Source organism: Streptomyces sp. NRRL S-646, from assembly GCF_000720765.1.
In the GTDB taxonomy this organism is placed as follows: Bacteria; Actinomycetota; Actinomycetes; order Streptomycetales; family Streptomycetaceae; genus Streptomyces.
This window is the reverse complement of sequence record NZ_JODC01000010.1, coordinates 533706-551517: the sequence shown is the minus strand read 5'-3', so window position 1 is coordinate 551517 and position 17812 is coordinate 533706. Positions and strand designations below refer to the sequence as shown.

The window sequence follows — 17812 nt, the reverse complement described above, 5'->3', positions numbered from 1 at the left end:
AGCCTTTCCCGAAGCCGTCGGGCTGCCGGAGTACGAGCCGCTCCGGGACACCCCTTCGCCATCGGGCTGATGGCGGTCGTATGCACCGGTCTGTACGTGATCTTCAAATGGCTGGTCCGGCTCCGAGTACCGCCGGACTCGCCCGCACGATGATCTTGCCGGTGTTCCGGCCGCGCAGCATTCCCAGGAACGCGTCCACGATGTGCTCGAACCCGTCGACCACCGTCTCGTCCAGAGCGAGCCGGCCGCTCTGCAGATGCGGTACCGCGAACTCGTACAACTCCTCCTGCATGTCGCGGTAGTTGCTGACCAGGAAGCCCTCCATGCGGAGGCTCTTCTCCACGATGTCCGCGTAGTCGAAGCGCGGCGGCGGCGCGTCAGGGGTGTTGTACTGGCTGATCGTGCCGATGCGGACGATGCGCCCGAACTCGCGCAACGCCCCCACGGCCACGGCCAGTTGCTCGCCGCCGACGTTGTCGACGAACACGTCGATGCCGTCCGGTGCGACCTTGCCGAGAAGGTCGGCGGCGGGGCCGTCGTGGTAGTCGAAGACGGCGTCGTAGCCGACCTCCCGCGTGAGGTGGTCGGCCTTCGCAGCCGAGCCTGCGCTGCCCACGAGCCGTCCGGCGCCGAGGAGCCGCGCGAACCGCCCGGTGGCCGTGCCGACCCCGCCCGCCGCGGCCGACACGAACAGGTCCTCGCCCTCCCGGAGCCGGGCGATCCGGGTCAGGCCCACATAGGCGGTCAGGCCGGTGCCACCGAGGATGCTCAGGTACGCGGTCAGGGGCACACCGTCGAAGCGGGGAAGCTGCCGGATCTCCTCGGGCGTGACGAGCGCGTGCGTGCGCCAGCCCTGCCGGTGGAACACGATCTCTCCCTCGGGCAGCCGGGGCGTGCGCGAGGCGATGACCCGCCCGATGGTGCGGCCCTCCAGGGGCGCGTGCAGCGCGAAGCCGCCGGGCACGTCGTCCATCATCTCGCGGTGATAGGGGTCGACGGACCAGTAGAGGTTCTCCACCAGGGCGCTGCCGGGGGTGGGGGCGGGAAGCGCGGACTCCACGAAAGCAAAGTGTTCGGCGGTGGGGAAGCCGTGCGGGCGGCCCGTCTGGTGCACGGTGAGCGCGGTCTCGTTCATGAGCGGACCGTAGGGCGGGAATGCCCCTGCCGGGCAGCCGGTTGGGCTCATGCGACGCCCCGTTCCATGAGCATTTCTCATACGTTGAGGTGAGCGCCCCGTGGCCCGCACGACAGACTCCGATCTCGCCCCGCACGAACTGCGCGTCCTGGTGGCGGTCGCGGACACCGACGGCTTCTCGGCCGCGGCCCGGGCACTCGGTCTGACGCAGTCCGCGGTCTCCCACTCGGTGCGCGGCAGCGAGCGCAAGATCGGTGCCGTGCTCTTCGACCGCGGCCGTACCGGCGCCCGCCCCACCCCTGCCGGAGAGAAGGCCGTGGCGCACGCCCGCCGCATCCTGCGCCTGCTGGACGTCCTGACCGCCGAGGCGCGCGGTGCGGCCATGTCCGACGCGGCGGAGGGGCCGTTGCGGATCGCGGCCTTCCGCAGCGCGGCTCTCCATCTGCTTCCGCCCGTCCTCGAGCGGTTGCGCGCCCGGCATCGCGGGATCGAGCCGCGGGTGCGGATCGTCCGGGAGGTGGGGCGCGGCACCGCGGGCGAAGTGGCCGACGGGAAGGCCGACATCGCCATCGCCACGCTGGGCGGCTCCGCGCCGCTGCCGCCGGGTCTGGTCACCGGCGGCCTCTTCGAGGAGCCGTACGCCCTGGTGCACGCGGCGGGACACGCCGCCCCGCGTTCGCTGCCTCTGGTCGACTGGGCGGAGAACTGCGGTTCGTACACCCGTGACTGGTGGGCGGCACAGGACTGGATCCCGAAGGCGACCGTCGAGGCCGAGGACGACGGAGCGGTGCTCTCCTTGGTGAGCGGAGGGCACGGAATGGCGATCATGCCCGCGCTCTCGCTGGCCGGAGCACCGGACTCGGTCGCGATCGCCGATCTCGGCCCCGAGCGCCCGACGCGCCGGGTCGGCTACGTCACCACCTCCGAACTGGCCGGAGCGGCTGTCGTGCGCGCCTGCGTGCGGGAACTGCGGGCCACGGCCGCTCACCTGCGACTGGCTCCGGTGAGCTTGCCAACCGCCCCGCCGACCTGAGGAAATCAAGCCCATGTCCTCCTCCCCCGCCCCCCTTGCCTCCTACGTCGAGTCCTGGCGTCCCGAGCCGGTCACGGACGGGGACGCTCTGCCGGCCGGGCCGGCGGCGGCTCTGTCGGCGGTGCTGGACCTGCCCGGCACCGCCGCCGAGGACGGTGATCCGCTGCCTCCGCTGTGGCAGTGGCTGTACTTCCTGCACTGGCCGCCCCAGGAGTCCCTGGGCCCGGACGGGCATCTGCGCGACGCGCGCTTCCTGCCGCCCGTCCCGAGCCGTCGGCGGATGTTCGCCGGCGGGCGCTGCACGATCGGCGAGCCCCTGCGCCTCGGCGAACCGGCCGAGCGGGTCAGCAGTCTGGCCGCGGTCGCCCCGAAGCAGGGCCGCAGCGGGGAGCTGCTGTTCGTCACCGAGCGCCAGGAGTTCCGGCAGCACGGCCGCACCTGCCTGGTCGAGGAACAGGACATCGTCTACAGGTCGGGCGCGGGCCCCGCTCCCCGGCACCCGGCCGCCCTCGACGACTCTGCCGTACCGGAGCCGGAGGGCTCGTGGTACCTGCGCCTGCAGCCGGACGAAACCCTGCTCTTCCGCTTCAGTGCGCTCACGGCCAATGCGCACCGCATTCATTACGACACCCCGTACTGCCGTGACGTCGAGGGCTACCCCGGCCTCGTCGTGCACGGCCCGCTGCTGGCGCTGCTGATGCTGGAGCTGGTCCGCAGGAACGCCCCGCAGCGGCAGGTGCGGTCACTGTCCTACCGGCTGCACCGTCCGACGTTCGTGGGCGAACACCTCCTCGCCGACGGCGCGCCCTGCGACGGGCAGGCCCAACTGCACATCGCCACCCCTCGCGAGGCCCGGCACGCGAGCGCCGAGGTGATCTTCAGCTGAGCCGGAGGAGGACGGCCGTGTCGGAGCGGGGCAGGGAGACGGTGAGCTTCCCTTCTGCCGCGTTCCACTGTGCGGTGCCGCCGGACGCGGTGGGGTGGAGCACGGACGGGTGGAGCTGTGCGCCGCGCAGGTGGGGGACGGTGAGCTCGCGGGTCGTTCCGTCGGCGGGGCCCCTGCGCCACACCGTGACGAACGTGGACTGCGGGCCGCGCAGTCCCTGGGCGATCCAGGTGTCGTCCCAGCCGGGCAGGCCGAGCGGCCAGAAGGGGTGCGCCTCGGCGATCTCCCGCCGGATGTCCTTGTACACGTCGAGCGCCGAGCGTACGAGGGCGGACTGGTCGTCGTTCATTCGGTCGAGGAAGCCGGAGAGGTGGATCCGGCCGAGCAGCGCCCCGGCGAGGGTGAAGGCGATCTCGTCGAGGGTGTGGCCGGGCTGCGGATAGGCCCACACGGCGGCCTGTTCGGGGGCCACGGCGGTGGCGGCCGCGGCGGCGATGGGCGGGTAGCGCCGCAGGTCCTGCTGGTCGCTGGTGGACTGCAGCTGGGCCACGGCCAGTTGGGCGTAGTCCATGCGCAGGCCGCCCGACCCGCAGTTCTCCAGGACCAGGCCGGGGTGCCGGTCGAGGACGGAGGCCATCCAGTCGAGGTGGGCGCGATGGTGCCCGAGCAGTCCGGCACCCGGGCTCTCGACGCCGTTCTCCGTACCGGGGCCGATGTTGATGTTGTAGTCGAGCTTGAGATAGCCGACACCCCATTCGCCGGCCAGCCGGTCCACGACCGAGTCGAGATGGTCGCGGGCCGCGGGGTGACGCAGGTCCAGGTGGTGCCGGCCGTGTTCGGTGACGCGGATGCCGCCGCGCCGGAAGAACGCCTCGGGCGGCAGGGTGCGGGCCAACGGGCTGCGCACACCGACGACTTCGGGTTCCAGCCACAGCCCCGGGGTCATGCCGTGGTCCCGGACGGCGTCCAGGACCTCCTTGATGCCGCCGGGGAAGCGCCGCTGCGCGGGCTCCCACGCGCCGACCGCGTCCCACCAGCCCTGGGCGTCGTCGTCGTACCAACCCGCGTCGACGACGAAGACCTCGGCACCGGCCGCGCCCGCTGCCTCGATGAGCGGCATGAGCCTCTCGGTGGTGGGGTCGCCCATGAGGGTGTTCATGTAGTCGTTGTAGATCACCGGAAGTGTGCGGTGATCGGGGTGGTCGCGGCGGAAAACGCGGCGGCAGTCGGTGAGTTGACCGAACGCGGCGTCGAGACCGCCCGTCTCGACCCGGACGAGGACGGCGGGAACGGTGTGGAACTCCTCGCCTGGCGCGAGGGTGTGGTGCCACTGGTGGTGGGCGTCGTCGGGGCCGAACAGGGCTGCGTAGGCCGCGCCTTCGCGTTCACCGGTCTCGAAGCGCCAGCCCGCGCTGGACTCGATCTGCCACAGCCAGGCGCGACCGTCCCCGTCGGTGAGTGCGCCGACGGGGAGATGCCGGCCGGTGGACCAACTGCCCTGCGAATAGCGCTCGAAGCAGCCGCGCCCCTCGTGTCCGTGGGCGGACCGGCTGAGCGGGACGACCCGGTCGCGGAAGGCGGCCTGCCGCCAGCGGCATTCGGCGAGCCAGTCGTTGTCGGCCCAGTGCAGGGTCAGACCGTCGGAGCCGCCGTCGGCATCGGTGATGCCGCCGAGGGTCAGGGTGGTCACGCTCTCCAGCCGGAGCGGTGCCCCGCCCTCGTTGACCAGGCGCACCCGGGCGCGCAGGAAACCGGCGCCCGGACCGGTCTCCAGGACGACGTCGGCGGCCAGTTCGGTCACAGGGTCCGCCAGTCGGATCGTCGTACGCTCGCGGGTTCCGTCCTCGGCCGTCTCGTGGCCGCGGTAGGCCAGGCGGTCGCCGATGGCCGTCTCGATGAAGCGTTCGCCCGACCACAGGCGTCCGTGGCCGGTGGCGGTGACCTCGACCAGGGGGACGAGGGAGGCCCAGTCCTGGTCGGACGTGCCCAGCCTGACCGAGCCGGTGGCGTCCGCGAAGGCGTGGAGTCCGAGTTCCGGGTGCGACCAGAGACGGGATCTCTGCACTGCTGCGACGTCAGCGGTCAACACTTTCCCCTTCCAAGGCTCTTCCAGGACGGTTCCGGGCAGTTGGGCGGTCCGAACGAGGGACATTGCGAGTGTCACCGAGGTCCGCCGAGGCGCGGAGCGCCAAGGTGGCCGCCATGAAGAAGAAGATCATGCGCCTGTTCGCGCTGTCGACCGTCCTGACCTGTCTGCTCGGTGCCGCCGACGGCCAGCCGAAGGAGGGCGAGCAGTACCTCAAGCTCAAGCACCGGGTCACCGGTGTCGCCCCCCGGGAAGTGGCGGAGGTGTTCTACTACGACTGCCCGCACTCCTACGAGCTCGAGAAGCCGTTGGAGGACTGGGCCGCACAGCAGCACCCCGCGGTGAAGCTGGTGCGAATCCCCGCAGTCTGGGCGGACCAGACCGACATGGTCGCGTACGCCCGCCTGTTCTACACGCTGGACAAGCTCCACCTCGCGGAGAAGGAGGCGCTTCCCGTGTTCCAGGCCGTGCGGGAGGAGGGCAAGGAGCTCACCTCCGAGCGGACTGTCGTGAGATGGGCGGCGGCAGAGGGGCTCGACGTGGCGGCGGTACGAGCGGCTTACACGTCCAAGGAGGTCGACGCCTCCGTCGAGGCGGCGCCCGCGCTCCGTGAGCACTACCAGGTGACCGAAATGCCCACTGTGGTCGTGGGCGGACGTTTCCGCACCACCCCCATGCTGGTCGGCAGTGCCGCCGACACCGTCTCGGTGCTGGACCACCTCTATCACGCCCAACCGCACCACTGAGCGACCGTCGAAGCGGCGGGGGCTCCTACAGCTCAGCGGTAGGTGAGCAGTCGGCGGCCGTCGCCGGTGAAGTGGGCGTGGTCGTTGAAGGTGAGGAGGTTGGTCCCGGAGCCGCCCACGACGAGGGTGGTGACGGAGGCGTTCACGACGACGCGGTTGAGGGCGACCACCGAGGCGGGCGGCAGCGACAGCAGGGTGCCGCAGAGCGCGGCGAGGACGCCGCCCGAGGTGACCACGACCGCGTCGCGGCCCTGGCCGAGGGTCGTGGTCAACTCGGCCAGCGCCGCGCTCGCGCCGCCCGCGAACGCCGTCCAGCCGGTGGGGCCCGTCTCGGCGGCGTCCTCGATCCACCGCCCCAGGGCCCGGTCGAGGACCACTTGCACTGCCCGGGAGTCCGCCTGGTCGTCGGACCCCGGGTGCTGGGGGTAGCGGGACAGCAGGCTGGTGTGGTCGTACTCGTTCCAGCGCGGATCCTCGGGGGAGGGCTTTTCGAAACCCGCAGCTTCGGCGAGGAGTTGGGCGGTGTCGCGCTGGCGGGTGAGCGTGCCGGAGACGACCTGCGGGTCGCGCAGGCCGCGGCGGGCGAGTTCCCTGCCGACGGCGGTGCCCTGTTCGCGGCCCAGGGCCGACAGCGCGTCGTAGTCCTGCGCACCGAAGGAGGCCTGGCCGTGGCGGACGAGGCAGATGAGCGGCATACGGTGTTCCTGCTTCCCGCATCTCGGCGGTCGTTACGGCGGATCGTCGGGCGTCGACGTCGGTCAAGGTAGCCGACGGCCCTGTCATGCAGTCGCGGGCGGTACAAGGACATCACCGGCGACCCGCTCAACGACCCCAACCGCCGCACCCGCGTCCAGAAGATCTACTGGAAGGCGGACGGCACCCCCGACTTCGGCATCCCCGTCGCCGACGGGGTCACCCCTCAGCGCTTCTCCTCGTACAACTACCCGGACCGTTTCATCCGGCACTACGACTACCGCGCCCGCATCGAGGCGAACGTCAGCCCGCTCGCGGACTCGCAGTTCCGGGTCGTGACGGGCCTGGCGGGCAGCGGCACCGTCTCGCTGGAGTCGGCCGACCACCCCGGCTACTACCTGCGGCACAAGAACTTCGAGGTGTGGCTGGAGAAGAACGACGGGACGACGACGTTCGCCTCCGACGCGACGTTCTACCAGCGGGCCGGTCTCGCCGACTCCGCCGGGATCTCCTACGAGTCGTACAACTACGCCGGGCGCTGCATCCGGCACTACAACTACCTGCTGTACGTGCAGACCCCGAGCACGGCCACGGACAAGGGGGACGCCACGTTCTACGGCCAGTAGCCGGACAGAGCTGCGCGTCACCAGGTGAGGTGCAGGCTCTCCGGTGACCGGTGGATCATCGTCGGCCGCATGGTGACCGGACGGTCGTCCGCCAGTCGCAGGCCCGGCAGCCTGCGGGTCAACTCCGCCAGGGTGAGGCGGAGTTGCTCGCGGGCGAGCTGGGAGCCGGGGCAGCCGTGCACGCCGTAGCCGAAGGCGAGGTGGCGGCCGGGGGTGCGGGTGATGTCGAACTCGTCGGGGCGGGGGTGCCGGGCGGAGTCCCGGTTGGCGGCGCCGAAAGCCACGAACAGCGTTGCACCGGGCGGGAGTTCGGTACCGGCGAGGGTGACCGGACCGGTGGTGACACGGCGGAAACCCTGCAAGGCGCTGTCATGGCGGGCGGCCTCCTCGACGGCCGCCGCGATGCGCTCGGGCTCGGCGCACAGCAGCTCCCACTGGCGGGGGTGCCGGAGCAGGTGCAGAACGGCCGTTCCGATGAGGGCAGTCGTCGTCAGATGCCCGGCGATCAGCAGGTTCTGGAGATGGGCGACGAGTTCGTGCCGGTGTTCCAGGGTGAGCTCGCCCTCGCCGACGACCGAGGTGACGAGCTCCGTGCAGAGATCCTCGCGGGGCGCGGCGTGCCGCTCCCGGGCGTACCGGTCGAGGATGTGCTGCATCGCGACCACGTCCTCGGCCGCGGCGATCTGCTCGTCCTCCGCCAGGGGGCGGAACAGCAGTTCCTCGGCGCGATGGCCGCCGTGCACGACGGCGGGCACGTCGGCGGGGTCGAGGCCGACGACACGGCCGATGACGTCTCCGGGCAGCTTCCCGGCATACGCCGACATCAGCTCGACGTGCCCGTCCTTCACGAAGGCGTCGACCAGGGCTGCGGCCCGCTCGGCGGCGTACGGCAGCACGGCCGCGACACGCGCCGGTGAGAGCCCGCGGACGATCGGCGCCCGTAGCTGCTGATGCCGGGCGCCGTCGGCGGTGACGACGACGGGCCGCCCGCCGAACCCGCCGCCGAGGACGGCGAGTGCGGCGGGCCCGGGCAGCACGTCGGGGACAAGGGCGTTCGCCGACGAGAAGTCCTCGGGCCGGCGCAGGACTTCCCGTACGTCGGCGTCCCGGGCGACCAGCCACGCGTCGAGCTCGGCGACGTACGTCAGGCCCTCGGCATGTCGCGCCCGCTCGTAGTGCGGGTAGGGGTCACGCTGCAACTCGTCGAGCCTGCCGTGCAGTTCACGGTCCACGGGACACCCTCCCGGCCGGCGGTGGTGCGGGTCGGGCTCATCGTGCCGTACGGGTGTGCGAGTGCGGTAGAGGGCTTCCGGGTGCCGTCAGAACACCACGGACCAGCCTTCGCGGGCGGCCTGCTCAGCGGTGTATGACACCCCGTGCACCTTGAGGCCGTCGGCGTTCTTCAGGGTGATCTCGCCGCCGTGGTTGCCGAGTTGGGCGCCGCCGATCAGAGGAACGAGCAGACAGGCTCCGGCGGCGAGCGGCCCGGGTGGCACGGCGGAGCCCTGGCCGATGCGGTCGACGAGGTGCCAGCCGGTCAGATCGACCTGGGCGGGCGAGGCGTTGAGCAGGGTCACCGTCTCCGACTCGGGCGCCGGGCCGGCCGGGTTGACCAACGCCGCGACGATCCGGACGGGCTGGGTGCCCGGCTGCGGGCGATTGCCGTCGACGTCGTCCTGGGAATGCCCGGTCACGTCGTCCGTGTGCCAGGACTGGCTCTGGAAGGCGAGGAAGACGCCGACCCAGCGTTCCTGCGCCGGGAAGTGCAGGAGCAGCCCGCCGTCCTGCCAGACGCCGTCGTCGCCCTGGAACTTCCGGCTGTTGCCCTGGTTCATGTGGATGTCGTGGACGCCGTTGCCGGGCAGGAAGCCGAACACCTTGTCCTTGACGGCCGGTTCGGGGCCGAAGCGCTCGCCGAAGACGTACAGCCGGGCCTGCCGGTCGTCGACCGCGCGGCGTACGTAGTGGTCCAGGAGGTCGGCCAGGTCGTTGTCGGGACCGGAGACGTCCGGGGGCAGGGTGCGCATCTTCGCCGGGTCGAAGAGGTTGCCGCGCACGAAGTCGAGGTTCGGGCCGCCGGGGCCGGGCGGCAGGGTGTTCCAGCCGCTCGGCAGGCCGTCCAGACGGGCGGTGACCGGGTGCCGGAGGTCCTCGTCAACCAGGTACAGCAGCTCGGAGGGGCGTTCCTGGGAGAGGACGTTGACGGCGGCGCGGTAGTTCGTGCCGGCGTCGTCCTGGAGGTGGATCTGGTAGTGCGGTGTGTTCGTGGCGCCCTCGCGCCGGGTGTCGACCGCGCGTGCGATCAGCACGCCGTAGGCTTTGAGTGGCATGACGTCCAACTTCCCCCGGGGGCAGGCGGATTGCCCGCCCATGTGAGGAATGGTAGGGGGATGGGACTTATGTGACCCCACCCTTGCGGCATTCCGCAGCCACCGTCCTGTCTACGCCTTCCGGCATTACGCCGCTGGGCCAAGTGCGTGACGTGCGGATGAACACCCCTCTGAGCAGCCTTGATTCCTTACGATTCGTTACGTGGTCAACTTCCTCCTCGAACGCACGGCACCGCTCCCTCTCGACGAGGCGTGGCGCCGCCTGACCGAGTGGCCCCGGCACGGCGAAGTGGTCCCGCTGACCCGCGTCACGGTGACCACTCCCCCGCCGACCCGCGAGGGCACGGTGGTCGTGGCCCGTTCGGGACTCGGGCCGCTCGCCTTCGACGACCGGATGGAGGTCACGGTGTGGCGGCCGCCGACGGACGACGCACCTGGTCTGTGCCGGCTGGAGAAGCGGGGACGGGTCGTGACAGGCTGGGCGGAGATCGAGGTGCGGCCGGGGCCCGGGGGCCGCAGCCGGGTGGTCTGGCGGGAGGAGCTCGGGGTCCGGCTGCTGCCGGGGTTCCTCGACCCGCTCCCCCTGCGGGCGGCCCGGTACGTCTTCGGGCGAGCGGCGAACCGCCTCCTCAGGATGCCGTGATGCCCGCCGGCCGGGACCACTGGGAGGACCACTTCGCGGCGGGCAACGGCTTGCTCCGCGCCGACGCCCGCGAGACACGTCTGCTCGGCGAGGCGTTACGACCGGCCCGCGGAGCCCGGGCCCTGGACGTCGGCTGCGGCCTGGGCACGTACGCCGCCGCACTGACCGGCCTCGGCTACCGCACCCTGGCCGTCGACTGGGCCGACGCGGCGGCGACGCGGGACCGGTACGCGGACCTGGAGCCTCGGTTGGAGGCCGCCCGGCTGGACTTCGAGGACGCGACGGCGCGCCTGCCGCGTGCGGCCTTCAATTGGTGACCATGCGGCTCGTCTTCGCGTTCATGGCGGACAAAAAGGCGGGCCGCCGAGCGCGTGCGCGGACTGTTGGCGCCCGGCGGGGCATGGGTGGTCACGACATCGCCGGCTCAGCGGCTGCCCGAGGAGCTTCGCTGCATCGGGCTCACAGCTGCCGAGGCCGGCAGCCTTCTGGGTGGCTGGAGCCGGGGACACTGGTACGACCTGGAGCCGGACGGGCTGCGCGTCTTCGTGCTGCGGGCACAGGACGACTGAGCCGACGGCCGGCGGGCACGTGCAGCGGCTCTCAGGCCACCGACCCGATCCGCCCCGCCGGTTCGGACGCCGTGTCGCGATGGATCGGCGTGTGTGCCCCGGTGAGCGAAACCCCGCTGCCGCCCCGCCGGTTGGCGACGATCTCCGAGGCGATCGACAGGGCCGTCTCCTCAGGTGTACGCGCGCCGAGGTCCAGGCCGATCGGGGATCGCAGGCGTGCCAGCTCCAGTTCGGTGACGCCGACTTCGCGGAGGCGTTCGTTGCGGTCCAGGTGGGTGCGGCGGGAGCCCATTGCGCCGACGTAGGCCACCGGGAGGCGCAGGGCCAGCTGCAGCAGCGGTATGTCGAACTTGGCGTCGTGGGTGAGGACGCACAGGACGGTGCGGGCGTCCACGGAGGTCTGCTCGAGGTATTTGTGGGGCCACTCGACGACGATCTCGTCCGCCTCCGGGAAGCGGGTCCTCGTCGCGAAGACGGGGCGCGCGTCGCACACCGTCACGTGGTAGTTCAGGAACTTGCCGATCCGCACCAGCGCGGACGCGAAGTCGATCGCACCGAACACGATCATCCGGGGCGGGGGGACGGAGGACTCCACCAGGACCGTGAGCGGGGCTCCGCAGCGTGAGCCCTGCTCACCGATCTCCAGGGTGCCGGTCCGCCCGGCGTCCAGGAAGGCCGCCGCCTCCCCGACCACCGTGCGGTCCAGTTCCGGATGTGCGCCGAAGCCGCCCTCGTACGAGCCGTCGGAGCGCACCACGAGCGCCCGGCCCCGAAGTTCGGCCGGTCCCGACACGATCCGCGCCACCGCCGCCGCCTCCCCACGGGCGGCGGCGGCCAGCGCGGACGCGACCACCGGGCGGGCGGGATCACCGGCCCGTACCGGCGTGACGAGGATGTCGATGATGCCGCCGCAGGTCAGGCCGACTGCGAAGGCGTCCTCGTCGCTGTACCCGAAGCGCTCCAGGACGGTTTCGCCGTCCTGAAGCGCCTGTTGGCACAGGTCGTACACGGCGCCCTCCACACAGCCGCCGGAGACCGAGCCGATCGCCGTGCCGTCGGCGTCCACCGCGAGGGCGGCGCCCGGCTGGCGGGGTGCGCTGCCGCCGACGGCCACCACGGTGGCCACGGCGAAGTCACGTCCCTGCTCGACCCACCGGTTCAGCTCCTCGGCGATGTCCAGCATCTCTCGGTCTCCTAACGGGGTTGGTGTGGAGGGCCATTCAAGGACGTCTAGTGGACGCCCATCCAGCTCTCGATCGGGTTGAGGGCGAAGTACACCAGGAAGATCACCGTCAGCCCCCACATGAACGCCCCGATCTCCCGTGCCTTGCCCTGGGCGATCTTGATGGCGACGTAGGAGATGACTCCGGCCGCGACGCCCGCCGTGATGGAGTACGTGAAGGGCATGATCACGACGGTCAGGAAGACCGGGATGGCGGTGGCGCGGTCGGCCCAGTCCACATGGCGGGCGTTCATCATCATCATGGCGCCGATGACCACGAGGGCCGCGGCCGCGACCTCACCGGGGACGATCGCCGTCAGCGGGGTGAAGAACAGACAGGCCGCGAAGAACAGTCCGGTGACGACGGAGGAGAGACCGGTACGGGCCCCCTCGCCGACGCCCGTGGCGGACTCGACGAACACGGTCTGGCCGGAGGCGCCCGCGATGCCGCCGATCGCGCCGCCCGCGCCGTCGATGAACAGCGCCTTGGACAGGCCCGGCATCCGGCCCTGCTCGTCGGCCAGCTTGGCCTCGGTGCCGACGCCGATGATGGTGGCCATCGCGTCGAAGAAACCGGCGAGCACCAGCGTGAACACGATCATGCCGACCGTCATCGCGCCCACGCTGCCCCAGCCGCCGAACTCGACCTTCCCGAAGATCGAGAAGTCCGGCATGGACACCGCGCTGCCGTGCAGTTCGGGAGCCCCGCTGGCCCACTGCTTGGGGTCGATGACGCCAAGTGCGTTGAGCAGTACGGCGATCACGGTGCCGCCGACGATGCCGATCAGGATGGCGCCGGGGACGGCGCGCGCCTGGAGCATGAAGATGACGAGGAGGGTCGCCGCGAAGAGCAGCACCGGCCAGCCGGCGAGTTCACCGGTCGGGCCGAGGGTGACCGGGGTCGCCTTGCCCTGGTGCACGAAGCCCGCCTTGACCAGGCCGATCAGGGCGACGAACAGGCCTATGCCCATGGTGATCGCGTGCTTGAGCGCGAGCGGAATCGCATTCATGATCATCTCGCGCAGGCCGGTGACGACCAGCAGCATGATGACGACGCCGTACATCACGCACATGCCCATGGCCTGCGGCCAGGTCATCTGGGGCGCGACCTGCGAGGAGAGCACACCGGAGACGGAGAGGCCGGCGGCCAGGGCGAGCGGCACCTTGCCGAAGAAGCCCATCAGCAGCGTGGTGAAGGCCGCCGCGAACGCGGTCGCGGTGATGAGGGCCTTCTGGCCGAGCGTGTCCCCCGCCGCGTCCTTGCCGGACAGGATCAGGGGGTTGAGCAGGAGGATGTACGCCATCGCCATGAAGGTGGTGATGCCGCCGCGCACCTCGCGCGCGACCGTGGATCCTCGCTTGGATATGTGAAAGTACCGGTCGAGCCAGGACCTGCCGGCCGGGATACGGGTTCCTTCACCCGCATCGTCGGCGGTGGTCGACGGCTCAAGTGACTGCTGGGTCATGTGGGCCTACTCCCAAGGTTCACAGGGGCACCCGCGGTTGTTCTATGGGTTTGCGGGATTTGGGAAGGTGCTTCGGCCGCACGACCCGGGGGACGGCCCGAGACGAACGAACTCTCTGGTACTGACGGTGGTGCCGTGGTGCTGTGGTGCTTCAAGTGCCGCGAGCGGTGCGGTGCTTGAGTACTCCGGGCGGCGCGGCGAAGTGTGACGTTCCCGGCGCCGCCCGGAGAGACGGTGCCTACGCCGTTCCGGTCAGGTGCTCCGGACGTACCGGCGTGCGGTTGAGCTCCAGCCCGGTCGCGTTCCGGATCGCCGCGAGGACGGCCGGAGTGGACGACAGGGTGGGGGCCTCGCCGATGCCCCGCAGCCCGTACGGGGCGTGGTCGTCGGCGAGTTCGAGCACGTCGACCGGGATGATCGGCGTGTCGAGGATGGTCGGCAGCAGGTAGTCCGTGAAGGAGGGGTTCCTGACCTTCGCGGTCTTGGGGTCGACGATGATCTCCTCCATCACCGCGATGCCCATGCCCTGGAGGGTGCCGCCCTGGATCTGGCCGAGGACGGACAGCGGGTTGAGCGCCTTGCCGACGTCCTGGGCGCAGGCCAGCTCGATGACCTTGACCAGGCCGAGCTCGGTGTCGACCTCGACGACGGCGCGGTGCGCGGCGAAGGAGTACTGGACGTGCCCGTTGCCCTGGCCGGTGCGCAGGTCGAAGGCCTCGGTGGGGCGGTGCCGCCACTCGGCCTCGATCTCGACGGTCTCGCCCTCCAGCACGTCGGCCAGGTCGGCGAGGACCTCGCCGCCGTCGGTGACGACCTTGCCACCCTCCAGCAGGAGTTCCGCGGTGGCCCAGGCCGGGTGGTACGTGCCGAACTTGCGGCGCCCGATCTCCAGGACCTTCTCGCGCACCAGCTCGCAGGAGTTCTTGACGGCGCCACCGGTGACGTACGTCTGCCGCGAGGCGGACGTCGAGCCGGCGGAACCGACCTGTGTGTCCGCCGGTTGGATCGTCACCTGCGCGACGCCCAGCTCGGTGCGGGCGATCTGCGCGTGGACGGTGACACCGCCCTGGCCGACCTCCGCCATGGCCGTGTGGACGGTGGCGACCGGCTCGCCGCCGACGACCTCCATGCGGACCTTGGCGGTGGAGTAGTCGTCGAAGCCCTCGGAGAAACCGACGTTCTTGATGCCGACCGCATAGCCGACACCGCGCACGACGCCTTCGCCGTGGGTGGTGTTGGACAGACCGCCGGGCAGCTGCCGTACGTCGGAGCCCTCGCTGGACTCCCACTGGCGCTCCGGCGGCATGGGCATCGCCTTGACGCGGCGCAGGAGTTCGGCGACCGGGGCGGGCGAGTCGACCGGCTGTCCGGTCGGCATGATCGTGCCCTGCTCCATCGCGTTGAGCTGACGGAACTCCACCCGGTCCATGCCCACCTTGTCGGCGAGCTTGTCCATCTGCGCCTCGTAGGCGAAGCACGCCTGGACCGCGCCGAAGCCGCGCATGGCGCCGCAGGGCGGGTTGTTGGTGTAGAGGGCGATGGCCTCGATGTCGACGTCGTCGATGACGTACGGGCCGACGGAGAGCGAGGAGGCGTTGCCGACGACGGCCGGGGAGGCGGAGGCATAGGCGCCGCCGTCCAGGACGATCCGGCACTTCATGTGGGTGAGCTTGCCGTCCTTGGTCGCCCCGTGCTCGTAGTAGAGCTTGGCGGGGTGGCGGTGCACGTGCCCGAAGAAGGACTCGAAGCGGTTGTAGACGATCTTGACCGGCTTGCCGGTGCGCAGCGCGAGCAGACAGGCGTGGATCTGCATCGACAGGTCCTCGCGGCCGCCGAAGGCGCCGCCGACACCGGCGAGCGTCATCCGGACCTTGTCCTCGGGCAGGCCCAGGACCGGGGCGATCTGGCGCAGGTCGGAGTGGAGCCACTGGGTGGCGATGTAGAGGTCGACACCGCCGTCCTCCGAGGGGACCGCGAGACCGGACTCGGGACCGAGGAAGGCCTGGTCCTGCATGCCGAAGGTGTACTCGCCCCTGACGATGAAGTCGGCCTTCTTGGCGGCCTCTTCGGCGTTGCCGCGCACGATCGGCTGGCGGTGGACGATGTTCGGGTGCGGGACGTGGCCGATGTGGTGGTCGTCGCGGTTCTCGTGGATGAGAATCGCGTCCGGCGCGGTCGCGGAGGCCTCGTCGGTGATGACCGGGAGTTCGCGGTAGTCGACCTTGATCTTGGCGGCGGCGCGGCGCGCGGTCTCCGGATGGTCCGCGGCGACGATGGCGACCGGCTCACCGTGGTGGCGTACCCTGCCGTGCGCGAGCACCGGGGTGTCCTGGATCTCCAGGCCGTAGTTCTTCACCTCGGTCGGCAGGTCGTCGTACGTCATGACGGCGTACACGCCCGGCGTCTTCAGCGCCTCGCTCGTGTCGATGGACACGATCTCCGCGTGGGCGACGGTGGAGCGCAGGATCTGGCCCCAGAGCATGTCCTCGTGCCACATGTCGGACGAGTACGCGAACTCGCCGGTGACCTTGAGGGTGCCGTCCGGGCGGAGCGTGGACTCGCCGATGCCGCCCTTGGTCTTCGAACCCTGGGTGACCTTGGTGGGAGTGCCGAGTGGAGCACCGTTGGTGGGCATCGTCAGACCGCCTCTCCCTGCCGGGCGGCCGCCAGACGGACCGCGTCCATGATCTTCTCGTAGCCCGTGCAGCGGCACAGGTTGCCCGACAGGGCCTCGCGGATGTCCGCGTCGGTCGGGTTCGGGTTGCGCTCGAGCATCTCGTCGGCGGCGACCAGCAGACCCGGGGTGCAGAAGCCGCACTGGACGGCGCCGGCGTCGATGAACGCCTGCTGGATCGGGGAGAGTTCGGTGCCCTCACCGGTCTGCGAGTCCTGGCCCTTGGCGGCCCACTGCTGGGAGTCCTGCAACGACGTACCGCAGGCACCTGAGGCGCAACCGCCGTGCTCGGCGCGCTGCTTGGCGAAGTCCGCCAGACCCTCGACGGTCACGACCTCACGGCCCTCGACCTGACCGGCGGCCACCAGGCAGGCACACACGGGCACGCCGTCCAGACGGACCGTGCAGGACCCGCACTCGCCCTGCTCGCAGGCGTTCTTTGAACCGGGCAGACCCAGGCGCTCACGCAGGACGTACAGCAGGGACTCGCCCTCCCAGACGTCGTCGGCTTCCTGCGGACGTCCGTTGACGGTGAAGTTGACGCGCATTACGCAGCTCCCTCGGTGGTGCGGCGGGCGCCGCGGTACGACTCCCACGTCCAGGTCAGCGTGCGGCGCGCCATGACGCCCACCGCGTGCCGGCGGTAGCTCGCCGTGCCCCGGACGTCGTCGATCGGGTTGCAGGCGCCGGAGCACAGCTCCGCGAACTGCTTGGCGACCGACGGGGTGATGATCTTTCCGTTGTCCCAGAAGCCGCCCTCTTCGAGCGCCGCGTTCAGGAACTCCTCCGCGGCCTTCGCCCGGACGGGGGTCGGGGCGGCCGAGCCGATGCCGGTGCGGACCGTACGGGTCTCGGGGTGCAGGGCGAGCCCGAAGGCGCACACGGCGATGACCATCGCGTTGCGCGTGCCGACCTTGGAGTACTGCTGCGGGCCGTCGGCCTTCTTGATGTGCACGCTCTTGATGAGCTCGTCGGCGGCGAGCGCGTTGCGCTTCACGCCGGTGTAGAACTCGTCGATCGGGATCAGCCGGGAGCCGCGCACCGACTCGACCTCGACCTCGGCGCCCGCCGCGAGCAGCGCGGGGTGGGCGTCGCCGGCCGGGGAGGCGGTGCCGAGGTTGCCGCCTACGCCGCCGCGGTTGCGGATCTGCGGGGAGGCGACCGTGTGCGAGGCGAGGGCGAGCCCCGGCAGCTCGGCGCGGAGGCTCTCCATGATCTTCGAGTACGGGACGGAGGCACCCAGCCGCACGGTGTCGTCGCCGACCTCCCACTCGTAGAGGTCGCCGATGCGGTTCAGGTCGAGCAGGTACTCGGGCCGGCGGTGGTCGAAGTTGATCTCGACCATCACATCGGTGCCGCCCGCAATGGGCACAGCGGTGGGGTGCTCAGCCTTGGCGGCGAGCGCCTCCTCCCAGCTGGCGGGGCGAAGGAAGTCCATGACCGGCTCTCTTCTTCGTCTCGTGAGTCGTACGGATCAAGCCAGATCTGGTGCGGCGGGCCCGGCTTGTTCATGTGCTGTTTACGCGGAGTGGAGCCAGTACACAGCGCCGTGCTCCACCCAGGTCAGTCACGGAAACCATGAAGGAGTTGGCTGGCCAGGCCGGGCATCTTGTAGATTCGTATGAACGGAGGTCATCAGTAACCTCTTCGTTTTCCTGTAGAAACGCAGGAAACAGCCTGGCAATCAAAGGATGCGCCGTGCG

The 17812-nt window shown here is 70.8% G+C and carries 16 protein-coding genes and 1 pseudogene; 7 read left to right on the top strand and 10 right to left on the bottom strand.

The features are described from left to right. Positions 1-103 precede the first annotated feature (103 nt). Entirely contained in the window at positions 104-1135 is a 1032-nt protein-coding gene (locus IH68_RS0128320) for an NADP-dependent oxidoreductase (protein WP_030940426.1), read from the bottom strand. Between the two features lie 100 nt (positions 1136-1235). Here IH68_RS0128320 and IH68_RS0128315 point away from each other — a divergent pair, with 100 nt between their 5' ends. Next, complete coding sequence (locus tag IH68_RS0128315) at positions 1236-2168, top strand: LysR family transcriptional regulator (RefSeq protein ID WP_051833766.1); 933 nt, start codon at positions 1236-1238, stop codon at positions 2166-2168. A gap of 13 nt (positions 2169-2181) precedes the next feature. Next, positions 2182-3054: a MaoC family dehydratase N-terminal domain-containing protein gene (locus tag IH68_RS0128310; protein ID WP_030940423.1), complete on the top strand. Its 873-nt coding sequence runs from the start codon at positions 2182-2184 to the stop codon at positions 3052-3054. Here the strand turns inward: IH68_RS0128310 and IH68_RS0128305 are convergent. Further along, on the bottom strand, positions 3047-5206 hold the full coding sequence (locus IH68_RS0128305; protein ID WP_078912634.1) for an alpha-galactosidase: 2160 nt from the start codon (positions 5204-5206) through the stop codon (positions 3047-3049). The genes IH68_RS0128310 and IH68_RS0128305 overlap by 8 nt on opposite strands. A 50-nt stretch (positions 5207-5256) precedes the next feature. On the opposite strand from IH68_RS0128305, the gene IH68_RS0128300 reads away from it, so the two are divergent. Further along, positions 5257-5886, top strand: a complete 630-nt coding sequence (locus tag IH68_RS0128300; RefSeq protein ID WP_159403731.1) for a thiol:disulfide interchange protein DsbA/DsbL — start codon at positions 5257-5259, stop codon at positions 5884-5886. Positions 5887-5918: 32 nt separating this feature from the next. Here IH68_RS0128300 and IH68_RS0128295 read toward each other — a convergent pair whose 3' ends face one another. After that, positions 5919-6581 (bottom strand): histidine phosphatase family protein, encoded by a 663-nt coding sequence (locus IH68_RS0128295; RefSeq protein WP_030940418.1) that lies wholly within the window; start codon positions 6579-6581, stop codon positions 5919-5921. 102 nt (positions 6582-6683) lie between these two features. On the opposite strand from IH68_RS0128295, the pseudogene IH68_RS50260 reads away from it, so the two are divergent. Beyond that, positions 6684-7205: pseudogene (locus IH68_RS50260) on the top strand (AbfB domain-containing protein); the annotation flags it as partial. 17 nt (positions 7206-7222) lie between these two features. Here the strand turns inward: IH68_RS50260 and IH68_RS0128285 are convergent. Together IH68_RS0128285 and IH68_RS0128280 are read right to left on the bottom strand one after the other, a co-directional pair. Further along, a complete protein-coding gene (locus IH68_RS0128285) occupies positions 7223-8437 on the bottom strand; it encodes a cytochrome P450 (RefSeq protein ID WP_030940408.1) in 1215 nt (404 codons plus the stop codon). Between the two features lie 87 nt (positions 8438-8524). Beyond that, positions 8525-9535: a DUF2278 family protein gene (locus tag IH68_RS0128280; RefSeq protein ID WP_030940406.1), complete on the bottom strand. Its 1011-nt coding sequence runs from the start codon at positions 9533-9535 to the stop codon at positions 8525-8527. Positions 9536-9737: 202 nt separating this feature from the next. Between IH68_RS0128280 and IH68_RS0128275 the strand changes: the two genes are divergently transcribed. Genes IH68_RS0128275 through IH68_RS58335 form a run of 3 tightly spaced genes read left to right on the top strand, consistent with a single transcriptional unit; the run spans position 9738 to position 10747 of the window. Then, positions 9738-10178: a hypothetical protein gene (locus IH68_RS0128275; RefSeq protein WP_030940405.1), complete on the top strand. Its 441-nt coding sequence runs from the start codon at positions 9738-9740 to the stop codon at positions 10176-10178. Continuing rightward, entirely contained in the window at positions 10178-10495 is a 318-nt protein-coding gene (locus IH68_RS58340) for a hypothetical protein (protein ID WP_234341620.1), read from the top strand. The genes IH68_RS0128275 and IH68_RS58340 overlap by 1 nt, the downstream gene beginning before the upstream one ends. A 54-nt stretch (positions 10496-10549) precedes the next feature. Further along, the gene (locus tag IH68_RS58335) at positions 10550-10747 is read left to right on the top strand and encodes a hypothetical protein (protein ID WP_234341619.1); all 198 of its coding nucleotides are present in this window, start codon (positions 10550-10552) and stop codon (positions 10745-10747) included. Between the two features lie 31 nt (positions 10748-10778). Here IH68_RS58335 and IH68_RS0128265 read toward each other — a convergent pair whose 3' ends face one another. The 5 genes from IH68_RS0128265 to IH68_RS0128245 form a co-directional block, all read right to left on the bottom strand. Next, positions 10779-11930: an XdhC family protein gene (locus IH68_RS0128265; protein ID WP_030940403.1), complete on the bottom strand. Its 1152-nt coding sequence runs from the start codon at positions 11928-11930 to the stop codon at positions 10779-10781. A gap of 47 nt (positions 11931-11977) precedes the next feature. Then, positions 11978-13435, bottom strand: a complete 1458-nt coding sequence (locus IH68_RS0128260; protein WP_030940401.1) for an NCS2 family permease — start codon at positions 13433-13435, stop codon at positions 11978-11980. Positions 13436-13673: 238 nt separating this feature from the next. Continuing rightward, positions 13674-16070 carry a xanthine dehydrogenase family protein molybdopterin-binding subunit gene (locus IH68_RS0128255; RefSeq protein WP_030940397.1) on the bottom strand — a complete coding sequence of 799 codons (2397 nt, stop codon included), beginning with the start codon at positions 16068-16070 and terminating at the stop codon, positions 13674-13676. Positions 16071-16072: 2 nt separating this feature from the next. Beyond that, entirely contained in the window at positions 16073-16657 is a 585-nt protein-coding gene (locus IH68_RS0128250) for a (2Fe-2S)-binding protein (RefSeq protein ID WP_030940395.1), read from the bottom strand. Next, on the bottom strand, positions 16657-17547 hold the full coding sequence (locus tag IH68_RS0128245) for an FAD binding domain-containing protein (protein WP_030940393.1): 891 nt from the start codon (positions 17545-17547) through the stop codon (positions 16657-16659). Before IH68_RS0128245 ends, IH68_RS0128250 begins: the two co-directional genes overlap by 1 nt. Positions 17548-17812 lie beyond the last annotated feature (265 nt).

Coding starts and splice junctions, on each gene's coding strand:
- IH68_RS0128310 (WP_030940423.1), top strand. CDS start 2,182: ATGTCCTCCTCCCCCGCCCCCCTTGCCTCCTACGTCGAGTCCTGGCGT.
- IH68_RS0128295 (WP_030940418.1), bottom strand. CDS start 6,581: ATGCCGCTCATCTGCCTCGTCCGCCACGGCCAGGCCTCCTTCGGTGCG.
- IH68_RS58340 (WP_234341620.1), top strand. CDS start 10,178: ATGCCCGCCGGCCGGGACCACTGGGAGGACCACTTCGCGGCGGGCAAC.
- IH68_RS0128265 (WP_030940403.1), bottom strand. CDS start 11,930: ATGCTGGACATCGCCGAGGAGCTGAACCGGTGGGTCGAGCAGGGACGT.
- IH68_RS0128260 (WP_030940401.1), bottom strand. CDS start 13,435: ATGACCCAGCAGTCACTTGAGCCGTCGACCACCGCCGACGATGCGGGT.
- IH68_RS0128320 (WP_030940426.1), bottom strand. CDS start 1,135: ATGAACGAGACCGCGCTCACCGTGCACCAGACGGGCCGCCCGCACGGC.
- IH68_RS0128255 (WP_030940397.1), bottom strand. CDS start 16,070: ATGCCCACCAACGGTGCTCCACTCGGCACTCCCACCAAGGTCACCCAG.
- IH68_RS0128305 (WP_078912634.1), bottom strand. CDS start 5,206: ATGTCCCTCGTTCGGACCGCCCAACTGCCCGGAACCGTCCTGGAAGAG.
- IH68_RS0128280 (WP_030940406.1), bottom strand. CDS start 9,535: ATGCCACTCAAAGCCTACGGCGTGCTGATCGCACGCGCGGTCGACACC.
- IH68_RS0128300 (WP_159403731.1), top strand. CDS start 5,257: ATGAAGAAGAAGATCATGCGCCTGTTCGCGCTGTCGACCGTCCTGACC.
- IH68_RS0128250 (WP_030940395.1), bottom strand. CDS start 16,657: ATGCGCGTCAACTTCACCGTCAACGGACGTCCGCAGGAAGCCGACGAC.
- IH68_RS0128245 (WP_030940393.1), bottom strand. CDS start 17,547: ATGGACTTCCTTCGCCCCGCCAGCTGGGAGGAGGCGCTCGCCGCCAAG.